11 protein-coding genes and 1 pseudogene are annotated in these 12894 nt (G+C 36.2%); 3 read left to right on the top strand and 9 right to left on the bottom strand.

The window, feature by feature from the left end:
* Window positions 1–212 precede the first annotated feature (212 nt).
* The 3 genes from ACX9TM_RS16295 to ACX9TM_RS16305 all read left to right on the top strand — a co-directional run bounded on the left by ACX9TM_RS16295 (window position 213) and on the right by ACX9TM_RS16305 (window position 2990).
* Complete coding sequence (locus tag ACX9TM_RS16295) at window positions 213–710, top strand: hypothetical protein (RefSeq protein WP_063220628.1); 498 nt, start codon at window positions 213–215, stop codon at window positions 708–710.
* Window positions 711–1365: 655 nt separating this feature from the next.
* Window positions 1366–2397, top strand: a complete 1032-nt coding sequence (locus ACX9TM_RS16300) for a S66 family peptidase (RefSeq protein WP_065382325.1) — start codon at window positions 1366–1368, stop codon at window positions 2395–2397.
* Window positions 2398–2594: 197 nt separating this feature from the next.
* Complete coding sequence (locus tag ACX9TM_RS16305; protein ID WP_063220626.1) at window positions 2595–2990, top strand: DUF3224 domain-containing protein; 396 nt, start codon at window positions 2595–2597, stop codon at window positions 2988–2990.
* A 61-nt stretch (window positions 2991–3051) separates the two neighbouring features.
* Here the strand turns inward: ACX9TM_RS16305 and ACX9TM_RS16310 are convergent.
* The 9 genes and pseudogenes from ACX9TM_RS16310 to ACX9TM_RS16350 form a co-directional block, all read right to left on the bottom strand.
* Window positions 3052–3225, bottom strand: a pseudogene (locus ACX9TM_RS16310) (hotdog family protein); the annotation flags it as partial.
* An 86-nt stretch (window positions 3226–3311) separates the two neighbouring features.
* Window positions 3312–4559, bottom strand: coding sequence for a DUF1015 domain-containing protein (locus ACX9TM_RS16315; RefSeq protein WP_001063074.1), 1248 nt, complete (start codon window positions 4557–4559; stop codon window positions 3312–3314).
* Between the two features lie 13 nt (window positions 4560–4572).
* Window positions 4573–5745 (bottom strand): 3-phosphoglycerate dehydrogenase family protein, encoded by a 1173-nt coding sequence (locus ACX9TM_RS16320; protein WP_000490228.1) that lies wholly within the window; start codon window positions 5743–5745, stop codon window positions 4573–4575.
* A gap of 12 nt (window positions 5746–5757) precedes the next feature.
* Entirely contained in the window at window positions 5758–6840 is a 1083-nt protein-coding gene (gene serC, locus ACX9TM_RS16325) for a 3-phosphoserine/phosphohydroxythreonine transaminase (protein WP_065382345.1), read from the bottom strand.
* 208 nt (window positions 6841–7048) lie between these two features.
* Window positions 7049–7240, bottom strand: a complete 192-nt coding sequence (locus ACX9TM_RS16330; protein WP_000670804.1) for a DUF378 domain-containing protein — start codon at window positions 7238–7240, stop codon at window positions 7049–7051.
* Between the two features lie 89 nt (window positions 7241–7329).
* The gene (locus tag ACX9TM_RS16335) at window positions 7330–8397 is read right to left on the bottom strand and encodes a glycoside hydrolase family 113 (RefSeq protein ID WP_000739790.1); all 1068 of its coding nucleotides are present in this window, start codon (window positions 8395–8397) and stop codon (window positions 7330–7332) included.
* A gap of 201 nt (window positions 8398–8598) precedes the next feature.
* Entirely contained in the window at window positions 8599–8838 is a 240-nt protein-coding gene (locus ACX9TM_RS16340; protein ID WP_000997182.1) for a cupin domain-containing protein, read from the bottom strand.
* Window positions 8839–9131: 293 nt separating this feature from the next.
* Window positions 9132–9959, bottom strand: coding sequence for a helix-turn-helix transcriptional regulator (locus ACX9TM_RS16345; protein WP_000762815.1), 828 nt, complete (start codon window positions 9957–9959; stop codon window positions 9132–9134).
* Between the two features lie 535 nt (window positions 9960–10494).
* The gene (locus ACX9TM_RS16350) at window positions 10495–12885 is read right to left on the bottom strand and encodes a penicillin acylase family protein (protein ID WP_065382344.1); all 2391 of its coding nucleotides are present in this window, start codon (window positions 12883–12885) and stop codon (window positions 10495–10497) included.
* Window positions 12886–12894: the final 9 nt, after the last annotated feature.

The raw sequence follows: 12894 nt of genomic DNA on the forward strand, positions 1-12894 counted from the left end.
ATAAAAACTCAATCAAATTCTATTCAACTAGTTGAAAACTGAACCGTGTCGAATTTTATTTTCATAAAATTCAAATTCCAAGGAGGTTTTACAAAATATTACACAGAATTATTCGTATATCGTAATATAATTGGTAATTTTTTACGATTCATTTCATTTTATCTACCACGTTTAGACAAAATGAAAAAACATAACAAAAGGAGAGATATAGATTGAAAAGAAAAATTAGTACAGCTGTTGTAGGGTTATCAGTGTTTAGCTTTGGTCTTTTTGGTGTAAATATTGGGGATGGCGGCGTTGTAAAAGCTGAGCACGGTGAAACTTTTGCTCCGAAATTAGAAAGCCATGGGGACCACGGCGGGGCTCCTGCTTATACAAATACTCATGGAGAAGGAATGGCTCCTAAAAAAGAGAGTAATACTGACTTCTTTGCTCCTACGTTAGAAGCGCATGGTAATACTGGCGCTCCTGCTTTAAATGTTGGTGATACGCCGACTCCGAAACTTGAGGGGCTCGAACATTTCCCTGCTCCGAAACAAGAGACACATGCTGATTTAAGCTCGAAATTAGATTCACGTGGTACTGGCAGCGCTCCTGCTTTAAACATCGGTGACACTGGTGGGGCTCCTAAACAAGAAGGACATACACATTTCCCGGCTCCAAAATTTGAAGCTCATGGCCATACTGGCGGTGCTCCTACTAATTCTTAATATAGTACAGGTATTTAAGTTACCAATATTGAGATTTATTTAGTTTTCAATTTCCATATATATTTGGAAACCATTCAATATAGCACCTATTATGTATACGCATGATTTCTGTAATGATACGCTGTACCCCAGAGAAATCTCCAATACATATGTGGTTTTCAAGTCTAAAAAATACACCTATTAATTAGGTGTATTTTTTCACCTCTCTATCTACTACTCAAAGAATAATCCCCTAAAAATCCCAACAAAAAAACGAAGAAATTATCTATACTTCGGACACTTAAAGTACCACGAACGTTGCGATTTTTAGTGACACTCCGTATCCAACTTCCCTTACCTCTCCCATGCCTAAAGGCGCTAGCTTTCTTGTTCAGGAAAAGCTGTAACCTCTCCATTCATGATGATTTTATTTTTCGGATTGAATACGATTAACTTATAATCATTACAGTTACAGATTGCAGAAAATAGCAACTTTCTTTCTCATACAATGTTGCATACTGTAATTTTCAAATACAATTCAACACTAAGATTGAATTCTTAAATCCCAGCAGGTAAACGAATTGACGATGAAGAAACTAATGTCATGCATCATATTTTTTCAATGATACATTTTGTATAATCGTAGTCTATTACATTATGTAGGAGCGGGGTTAACATGTTAATAAAACCAAAGAGGTTACAAGCAGGAGATATTGTAGCAACAGTAAGTCCTTCATGGGGAGGAGCAGGTGATCCTGAAATAAGATGGCGATATGAGCAAGGAGTAAAAAGATTAGAAGAAGTTTTTAGTCTTACGGTTATCCCCATGCCAAATAGCTTAAAAGGTAGCGAATACCTTTATAACAATCCAGAGGCTCGTGCGGAAGATATAATGACAGCATTTAAAGATACACGTGTGAAAGCAATTATCGCGAATATTGGCGGTGAAGATAGCATCCGGTTACTTCCCTATATAGATTTTAATGTGATACGCGAAAACCCGAAAATTTTTATGGGGTACTCTGACGTTACTATTACACATTTATTTTGTCATAAAGCAGGGCTTTCCTCTTTATACGGTCCAGCAATTCTGACCGATTTTGCCGAAAATGTAGAAATGGATCCATACACAATTGAAATGGTAAATCGTACCCTCTTTTCAAATGAAACGATTGGCGAGATTCAACCAGCTCATGAATGGACAAGTGAGCATTTAGAATGGATTGAAATAAATAAGGATACAAGACGTACGATGCAGCAAAACAATGGATATGAGGTACTTCAAGGCTCTACCACTGTACAAGGGCACTTAATTGGTGGTTGCATTGAAGTACTGGAATTTGCAAAAGGAACGGAGCTTTGGCCTGAGAGAAAACATTGGGAGGATAGTATTCTCTTCTTTGAAACTTCTGAAGATCATCCAGAACCAAGTTATATAAAGTATTGGTTACGAAATTATGCAGCGCAAGGCATTCTGCAAAAAGCAAAAGGAATCATTTTTGGTAAACCGAAAGATGAACAATACTATGAAGAATATAAACAGGAAATATTGCAGGTTATGAAGGAACATAACTTAGAAGATTTGCCGATTCTTTATAATTTAAATTTTGGCCATACTGAACCGAAGTTTATTTTACCTTACGGTGCAATGGCAGAAATTAATTGTGAAAATGGATCTTTCTCTATTTTGGAGAGTGGTGTGGAATAAAGGAAAACTTTAAATAAGTTTAGCCATAAGTTTTATAATTTTTTTTCATTTTAGGGTGTATTTTATTTTGATGAGCTTGATAGCAATATGACAGGACTCAAATAAATAAAAACACTCCTATGAGATATGACAGTGAATTGGTACTTTTTAAATGATATGGAGATTACTTATCTAATGATAAAGGGGGATTTACGTGTATGGAAGTAACATTTACAGTAAGTAAATGGGATGAAAAACCAATTGATGATACTAGAAAAGATTTTCCTATTAATATTGCTCATGTTGAATATGATATCGATGGGGAATTACAAGGAAAAGCTTTTGTTGAATACTTATTATATTATTTGGACTCAAATATAAATGATGGTCACTTGGCTACTGCTAAAATTTCTGGTTTTTTACACTTCGAAGGAATTTATAAGGGGCAACAAGGGACATTTACAGCTATAGAGCAAGGAATATTTGATAAAGGAAATTTAGATTCCCCAGGAACAATTATTAAAGCTACCGGTAACTTAGAAAACCTGAGAGGATCCTATCATTATCAGTTTACAGGTCAAACTAGTAAACTAATTTTAGAGTTTGAATTTTAGCGAAATACCTTATAATTTAGTGGAAAGGACATTTCTTGTAATACTCGGAATGTCCTTTTTGTTGACGAGCTAGTACGTTATAATCTCCGCCAATTTTTGTAGGTAGTGTTGATGTTAATAGGCCTTGTACAGCGAATCTCCCCTGCTCATCTTTAGATACTTCTGTAAATAAAACAACATCCTCTCTCGTAAAAGTTCTTTCAAAGGTAATTTTTTCGCCTACTTGCAATTTCATCGATCCCCCTCCTCAAAAACACTTGTAAAATAAGAAAAACCGAAACTCAAATCATTTCGGTTTTTCAAAACTATAGAAGTCAATATTTACTTTAAAGAATGGACAAACAACCCACTACGCAGTTTCGGTTCAAACCACGTTGATTTCGGCGGCATGACTTCACCGGCATCTGCGATTGCTAATAAATCTTCCATAGATGTCGGATATAATGCGAATGCTGCTTTGTATTCGCCGCTGTTCACAAGTCGTTCTAGTTCTTCTAGCCCCCGTATTCCGCCAACAAAATCAATGCGTGAATCAGAACGCGGATCATGTATTTCAAGCACTTGGCTTAATAAATGGTCTTGCAGAATAGATACATCTAAACCTCTAACAAGATCATTCGCATCAAACGTTTCCTCTTTCACTGTGAGCTTATACCACTTCTCATTTACATACATACCAAATGATTTGGGCTCATTTGGTTTATACGGAGAAACAGGTGCTCCTTCTACATAAAAGTACTGCGTAATTTGATTTAAAAACTGTTCCTCTGATAAGCCATTTAAATCTTTCACAACTCGGTTATAGTCCCAAATCGATAATTCATCATGAGGGAATAGAACCGATAAGAAGAAATTAAATTCCTCTTCTCCTGTGTAATTTGGATATTGTTCTCTTCGCATAAGTCCTACTTTTGCAGCTGATGCAGAACGGTGATGCCCATCTGCAATATAAAGATTAGGAATATCTTCAAATGCGTTTACTAAAGTCGTAATTACATCTTCATCTGCAATCTTCCACGCAACATGCTTAACACCGTCTTCTGCTGTAAATGTATAAATTGGCGCATGCTCTTCTTTCCAGCTTCTAATTAAATGCTTTACTTCATCTTTTGTACGGTACGTTAAAAAAATCGGACCTGTATTTGCGTCACACACATCTACGTGGCGAATACGATCTAGCTCTTTTTCATGACGTGTTCTTTCATGTTTTTTAATTGTATCATCTTCATACTCATCAATAGATGTACAAACGACAAGGCCTGACTGCGTTCTTCCTTGCATCGTCAGTTCATAAATATATAGCGCTGGCTCTTCATCTTGTATGAACACTTCTTCTCGTATAAATTGCTTTAAATTGTCTCCCGCTTTTTCATACACGCGATCATCATACGGTGACAGTTCAGGATCTAAATCAATTTCTGCTTTATCAACATGCAAGAAAGAATATGGATTCCCTTTTACAACTTCCCTTGCCTCTTCACTATTTAATACGTCATACGGTAAAGCTGCCACTTGTGCCGCTTTTTCCTCTACTGGACGAATGGCCCGAAACGGTCGTATTTTTGCCACATTCCTCTCTCCTTTACACAATCATTCGAACGGCTACAACACCTGTAATTTTGCTTATATTTTCTACAATATTCTCTTTTATTATATCATCAATTCCGTTATCGATATCAATCATTGTGTATGCCCAAGAATGTTTACTACGATTAATCATATCGGCAATATTAATATGATGTTCCGCTAAGCATCCTGTAATTTGCCCTACCATATTCGGGACGTTTTGATGCATAATTGTAATGCGTTTCTTTCCGATATACGGCAGCTCAACATTTGGATAGTTGACTGAATTACGTATATTTCCTGTCTCTAAATATTCACGTAATTGACGTGCTGCCATTACTGCACAATTTTCTTCTGATTCAGACGTAGATGCACCAAGGTGAGGCGTCGCTGTTACATTTTTCATCTTTATTACATTTTCATTCGGGAAGTCCGTTACGTAATGTGTAATAATATCTTCTTCTAATGCTTTTTGAAGAACCTTTTCATCTACAAGTTCTCCTCTAGAGAAATTAAATAGACGCATCCCTCTTTTCATCTTCTCTACAGCGTGTTCCCCAATAATCCCCTTCGTTTGATTCGTAAGAGGAATATGCAATGTAATATAATCACATGTTGCAAAAATTTCATCAAGGCTAAATGCTCTTTGCACATGTGTAGAAAGACGCCAAGCTGTTTCAACTGAAATGTAAGGGTCATATCCGATAACATCCATCCCTAACGCTAACGCATCGTTCGCAACTAAAGCACCGATTGCGCCAAGTCCGATAACACCTAGACGTTTCCCTGCAATTTCTGATCCAACAAATTGTTTTTTTCCTGATTCAACAAGCTGTGGTACTTCTTCACCCTCTAAGTTTTTCGTCCAACTTACACCATTAATAATGTTACGTGAAGACATAATAAGACTGGCAATAATGAGTTCCTTTACAGCGTTTGCATTTGCCCCCGGCGTGTTAAATACTACAATTCCTTTTTCTGTACATCGCTCGACAGGAATATTATTTACACCAGCGCCAGCTCTTGCAATCGCCTTTAAGTCTTTTGAAAACTCTTCTTGATGTAAAGAGTAGCTACGAAGCAAAATTCCATCTGGATGATTGATTCTATCTCCTACTTCATAACGTTCTTCAGTAAAAACTTGCAAACCTTTTTCTGCAATTTGATTTAACGTTTGAACACGAAACATATCCCCATCTCCCTATCTATTCTCAAGCTCAAATTCCTTCATATAATTTACTAATTGCTGTACGCCTTGTACTGGCATCGCATTGTAAATACTAGCGCGCATACCACCGACTGATCGATGCCCTTTTAACGTAACAAGTCCTCGTTCTTTCGCTTTTTGTAAAAACTCACTGTTCAGCTCTTCTGACGGTGTTGTAAACGGAATGTTCATAAGTGATCGATACGTAGGATTAACTGGTGAAGTAAACAATTTTGATTCATCTAAGAAATTATAAAGAAGTGAAGATTTCATTCTATTTTGTTCTTCAATCGCAGATACTCCGCCTTGCTCTTTCAACCACTCTAGTACAAGTTTCGTTACGTAAATACTAAAGGACGGCGGTGTATTATATAAGGAGTTATTTTTACTGTAAGTTTCATAATTTAACATTGTCGGACAAGAGCGATCTGCTTCCCCAATTAAATCTCTTTTTATAATAGCAATCGTTAAGCCCGCAGGTCCTAAATTCTTTTGCGCCCCCGCATATATAAGACCAAACTTCGAAACATCATATCGCTCTGATAAAATATTTGAGGACATATCCGCAACGAGCGGCACTTTTTCTACATGTGGAATGTCCACATATTTTGTCCCCTCAATTGTATTATTCGTTGTAATATGTACATAATCTAGTTTTTCATCACTTAATAAACCGTCCAGTTTAGGAATCGTAGTAAACTTCTCTTGCTCGGAAGAAGCAATCACTTGTACTTCCCCAACTTTTTCGGCTTCTTGCAAGGCCTTTTTAGACCATGAGCCAGTTAGTACGTATCCAGCTTTTTTATACGTATTCATTAAGTTCAACGGTATCATAGAGAATTGTAATGACGCACCGCCTTGTAAAAATAAAACTTCATACTCATCAGGGATGCTCATTAATTCACGAAGTAAGTTACTCGCTTCCTCTATAATACTTTGAAAATAAGAAGATCGATGACTCATTTCCATAATAGACATGCCTGTCCCGTTATAATTTAATAGCTCCTTTTGCACTTTCTCTAAAACTGGCAAAGGGAGTATTGATGGTCCTGCTGAAAAATTATAGACTCTCTCCATTACCCTCATAACCTCCCTATTTCTCATCGGATTATTTTTTAAACTTTCTGAATTATAACCTAAAATATAATATGTGGTCAATTTGTTTTCTATTATTAGAGCGCAAGACGCGATGGAATCGCTTGCAAGTGCAGACTTTTTTATGGACATATAAAAAAGTGTTAAGTACATAATCGTACTTAACACTCTAATAATGAAAGAATAATAGCTAATCGTTCGTAAAGAACCGATCAAAAATTTGATAAATAGCAGAGAGACCAATGAGCCAATAAATAGTGTCCACAAGCGCCGGCATAGAACCAAACCATTTCTCAACTACATTGTAATCTAACGCTACAAATAACCAATTCAAACCGCCAAGAATCACCAAAATTACTGTAAGGTAAGACAAAAATTTCATTATGATTGCCCCCTAGGTGATAAGATGGTGAAAGGCCTTTCACTAGAAATATATGTAGTAAACTTTAAAACTTACCTATTTTATAAAATTTATTTTCTGTACCACCCGTTAATAACTGCCGCTGCTTCTTTACTATGTATTTGATACGCATGTGTACTATCATTAGAGCCAATAAACCAAATTGAAAAACCTTTAAAATATGGTTTCGGTTCTAATACATCGCGGTAAGCACTCCATCCATTTAATTGCACATCCTTCGAAAACACATTTGAAACATCTGGATTCCATGGATTTTGTAATCCAAGTTCACGTGCTGGAACGTTAAATCCACCGAAGTAAACTGGCTTTCCTGTTGCATTATGTAATTGTTCCAATTGCTGAACAACATTTTGCCCACGATTATATACTGTTGTCGCAAATAAACTTTGCTTCACTTCTTCATATGTTGGATTTCTTTTTCCTGAAACTTCAAACCAACTGTCTATGCTAACAATATCCACCTTTTTTAAATACGGGCGATTGATTTTCTCTTTAAACTTCGCTTCATAAGAAGGGTCCCAGCTTGCTGTTAACCACCAGTTCATTTGATACAAAACATTTCCTTTATACTGATTACGAACAAAATCAATTGTATCGCTCCAGTATCCTTCTGCATACTCCATATTCACGAAATTAGAAGCAATCTTTAGTCCATACACATTGTATTTACTTGTAATGGAATTAAAAATATCTTGCAGAATAACCGTCTTCCAATTCCAGAAGAAATCATTAATGTTACTTGGGTTCCATTCTGTCTCTCCAACATTCCCCTGCTGAATATACGGGAACGGTTCCACTATAACTTGAATATTACGCTTTAATAATTCTTGAATTAAAATAATAGCTTGTTGCTTTTGCGCTTGATTAATTACCATGTTCGTAGAAGTCACATTTGGGATATCTACTTGAATCGGTACATTTACTGTATTTAAATTTAAACGCTCTACATCAGCTAACACTTTCGCTACATTTCCAACTTCCCATACTGTTACGTTTCCTGATTTGATTTTTCCAGATTGAACAGTATTTACATCTGCCTGTACATTTCCTTGAAAACAAAAAGAAAACAACATAAGAAACACTCCTAAAAAACTTATTAAACTCTTATTTTTCTTCACAACTTTCCCCCTATAATTTTTGGCTTTCTTGATTATTTTATACAACGTTTCATATATATTCCACAAAAAATCCAATAAATTTTTATTGATAAAAATGCTATTCATCCTTTATTCACATCTTACTCATACTAAGCTCCTAAAAATAGTAAGATAAATAAAAAAGGAACGGATTTCCGCTCCTTTTTTATCTTTTTACAATTATCAATCCATTTCCCTTTTAGGCTCTACCAACATGATATGGGATTCCTTTTCAGTGAAAGGTTTATGCTCAACGCCTCTCGGGACAATAAACATCTCGCCTTTAGAAATTTTCACCTGTCCATCACGAAAATCGATGAACATCTCCCCTTCAAGCACAATAAATAGCTTATCTGTATTAGGATGCTCATGCCATATAAAATCTCCATTAGCTTTAAAAAGCTGAATTTGATCGTCATTCATTTCACCAATCACTTGTGGATACCAATAATCGTTAATTTTAGATAACTCGTCATTTAGTTTAATAGGTTGGTAATGGATAATAATCCCTCCTCACTTTCAAATTCCACTATATTACAGTAATATAAGTAAAAAAGTCGTTATTACGCTTAAAAAGAAAATGCTCCGGCCAGAACTTTTCATTCAGATAGTACAAAGGAGTGATTTCAATGAAAGTACTTTCAATCCAATGTTTCCTTTAACTCTCCATAAGTATAGAACAGTGATTTTCAAATAAGAATGGACCCCTGTTGACATTAGTATGGATTATTGATGAACTTCTCGCGATATTTAGTAGGCGAAATGCCAACTCGCTTCTTGAAAACTCTACTAAAATAAAAAGGGTCTGCGATTCCAACAGCCTGCGCAATTTGTTGTACAGGCACATCACTTGTACATAACATTTTTTGAGCCATCTTTATACGATAGTTCAATAAATATTCTGCTGCCCCCATACCTGCATGCTTTCTAAACACGTAAGAAAGACGATTTCGATTAACATTATTTTGTTCTGTAAGTGTATGAATTGTAATATCTTTATAATAGTATTTACGAACGTAACTAGATATTCGTTCAAATAAAGTATGCGACTCATAATTGCTTTCTCTATTGAAAACACTTAATAAAGCTTCATTCAACGCTTCGCGAAACAGCATTTCGGTCTGAAACATCGAAATGCCTCCACGCTGATTATATACATCCCAAAGACGCATAAGTAATTCGACAAGACGAGGAGATTGTCCTGTTAATAATTCAAAATGCTGATGAGTAAAGCCAGAGTCTTCTCGTTCTGAATTGCTTATCCGATATAAAACAAGAATATATTCCCAGTTTATTTCACCAAGCATTTTATGGGCTAATGTCATTTTTGCACCCCCATGTATAACTTTTCCTGGGGAAAGAGTATACGGCGTACCATTAAATTGAAATTGCGTCTTCCCTGTAATTGGAAATACAAATCCTGGGAAAGAATCTGTAGACTCAGCAAAAGGCACACCTGGATTTTTAGCATAACGATATACTCCTTCTACTCGGAAAGGAGTATTGGCAAGATACTCTGCTAACTCATTCACGTCTAACTTCACAATACACGCCTCATTTCAATAATAGTTTTCTTGTAATTCGCGAGATTAATTGGTGTACATTCTGGGAAACGCTAAACTAAAAATAGTACATACAACTTAACAAGATCTGATTATTAACCTATAAATATATTGTTTTTCATTTATTGACCAAAGTATCCTCCCTATATTATTGATAATGATTTTCATTGTAGTTTGATAAAAAAACATTTGTCAAGTTGGCTGGCCTAAAAAAATGATGAAACAAGGGGGATAGAGGAACAGTTCTGTTGCAAATAATACCTAGTCTTTGTTAACTAATTCCCCTCAAAACTGGAATGATCATGTTAATAGTTACAGCACTTACAGCATGTGGAAATAATCGTAATCCTGAAGAAGTTGCTACAGCGTATTTCGAAGATGGAAACAGCCTACTATCAAATTAAATGATAGTAGGCTGGCTGTTAAAATTATTTAAGAACTGGGTTATGTTCTAAATGCTAAGCTTTCATTATCAAAAAGAGTATTACTAGTTCCCTCCACAAACAAAAACACCCTATCACTTCGGTTCTAAATTTAGCACCTTCCCCTCTATCCCCTCCGTATTCAATGTAGTCGTATGATACGTGCCATTTACCCAATCATCTATTTGATCATGATACCAATCGCTTCTAAAATGGCCCGATTGTCCTGGCCCTACGATATGATAACCGTTTGACATATCTTTCGTATCAATAATGAATCGCCAAGAAGCTCCGTGATTTACAATACCGTTATCTCCGTAACTCGCCGCTTGAACGGTAACTTGACTTCCGCCAATTGGAACTGGTTTCTCACGATTAAAAGCGAGTAATGCTAACATACTCGATGATTTCGAAATTGGATGTGTAAAAGCGAGTTGATGGTAATCGCCCCACTTCCACTCTCCAATATCGGGTCCATATTCCTTCTGCAATTTCTTCATTACATTCTCGTACGATGTATGCACAACTTTTGTGAAACCTCCGTACTTCGTAAACCAAACGCTATTTTCTCCCGCTACTTCTTTTCGAATCAATTCATCAACAACTTGTGACTTCCCTTCAAATAACTCCATTACATCTTTCGGTATTTCTTTTGAAAATAACGTATTTGAAATCTCTTTCATTAACAAATGGAATATTAATGGTGCCGCTTCATCTTTACTATCGTAAAAATTCCACTTTGTTAATTGGTCTACGCCTTCTTTCTCTACCTCATTTAAAGATGCTTTATTTAACTCTTTTAAAAATATAGGAGTAAACTCTTTCCCATATAAATTCTTTTGATCCATCTGTAACTCTTCTAAATCTTTCACCGTATACTTTTCCTTCTCTTGCAAAAATTCTTGAATACGCATTTGCCTATATGGCTGCGCCCACGTATTGCTAATATGATACGGATAATCATCATCAACAATTTTATTATTCGCAGTTGAAATAAACCCTTGTTTTGGATTAATTACTTTTGGAAGTTGATCAAACGGGATATACCCTTCCCATTCATATTCATCTGTCCATCCTGGAACAGGTAAGCTACCATCACCTTTTTTACGCACTGGTATGTTTCCATTCGCTTTATAAGCAATTGTGCCATCGTTTGATGCAAACACAAAGTTTTGGGTTGGTGTATGAAAATCTTGAAGAGCGGTTTCAAACTCATTCCAGTCTTTTGCTTTGTTCATATTTAATACAGCTTTTAACTCAGCTGACGGTTCTAAAGCTGTCCACTTTAAAGAGAATACTGTTTTCGTTTTCTCCTTCCCCTTATCCGCAAACTCTGAAATTACTGGTCCATGCCTCGTAATCGTAACGTTATAAGGAATTGTCTTCCCGCCTTTTACTTTAATAGACTCGTCTACAACGGTAGCTTTCTCCCATTTATCGTTATACAGAAATTCATTTTCATTATTAGGATTTCTCTTCTCAATATATAAATCTTGCACATCAGGCCCTGTATTCGTAACACCCCACGCTATTTTGTCATTGTGTCCTAATATAACACCTGGTACTCCAGCGAAAATAACGCCACTCACATTTAAACCTTTCATTTCAAGTCTCGTTTGATACCAAATAGAAGGCGTCGCAAGAGATAAATGAGGATCATCTGCTAAAATTGGCTTACCTGACGCACTCTTCTCACCGCTCACAACCCAGTTATTACTACCGTTAAACTCCGGCGGAATTATCGTTTTTGAAAAACTTTGTGCTACGTCCACATTTGTATTTTTCAGTTCAGCTAGCAATCTAGGAGCATCTTTCGGATATGCAGGAAATAGCTCATTCGCTTGCTCTTTCGGAAGATTTTTCAGCGCCCAATATCGAAATGCCTGTCCGTGCCAATGTCCTCCTAAGTCAAACGCCATATACTTCCCAATCGTTAAAGTATCAACAATTGACCACTCAGCAGGTTCATAACCTAATATAGTAAACTCAACTGGTAATTTCTTTTCCTTTTTCGCCTCACGTATAAAAGCGTTCACCCCATCAGCAAATGACTGCAGGGCATATTTCGCTTCTCCATTATATTGACTAACTGAAGCTTCGGCCGCTCGCCGTAAACCGAGTGTTCGAAACAATTTATCTCGGTCAACAGCTGCTTCCCCAACAACTTCACTTAACATACCAGACGCTTGTCTTCTACTTAAGTCCATTTGAAACAAACGATCTTGCGCTTGTACATATCCTTGTGAAAAATATAAATCATGTGCATTTTCCGATTTAATATGCGGGACACCTTTACTATCCCGCTTCACCGTAACAGCGTGTTGTAAATCCTCTAGCTTTATCGTTCCATCTATCTTTGGCATAGATTTCAGCGTATATATGTTCAAAAAAATCGCAGCGGAAATAACTAACAAAAGAACGATACTACTAGCCCAAATAAAAATTCTTTTTCCCCTTTTTCGTTTCTTCTTTATAACGACTTCCATATAACCACC

The organism is Bacillus sp. LH1 (assembly GCF_057924895.1).

Bases quoted from the DNA above. Each gene is read 5' to 3' on its own strand.
- ACX9TM_RS16320 (WP_000490228.1), bottom strand. From the start codon at position 5,745: ATGTTTCGTGTTCAAACGTTAAATCAAATTGCAGAAAAAGGTTTGCAA.
- ACX9TM_RS16330 (WP_000670804.1), bottom strand. From the start codon at position 7,240: ATGAAATTTTTGTCTTACCTTACAGTAATTTTGGTGATTCTTGGCGGT.
- ACX9TM_RS16350 (WP_065382344.1), bottom strand. From the start codon at position 12,885: ATGGAAGTCGTTATAAAGAAGAAACGAAAAAGGGGAAAAAGAATTTTT.
- ACX9TM_RS16300 (WP_065382325.1), top strand. From the start codon at position 1,366: ATGTTAATAAAACCAAAGAGGTTACAAGCAGGAGATATTGTAGCAACA.
- ACX9TM_RS16340 (WP_000997182.1), bottom strand. From the start codon at position 8,838: ATGAATGACGATCAAATTCAGCTTTTTAAAGCTAATGGAGATTTTATA.
- serC (WP_065382345.1), bottom strand. From the start codon at position 6,840: ATGGAGAGAGTCTATAATTTTTCAGCAGGACCATCAATACTCCCTTTG.
- ACX9TM_RS16305 (WP_063220626.1), top strand. From the start codon at position 2,595: ATGGAAGTAACATTTACAGTAAGTAAATGGGATGAAAAACCAATTGAT.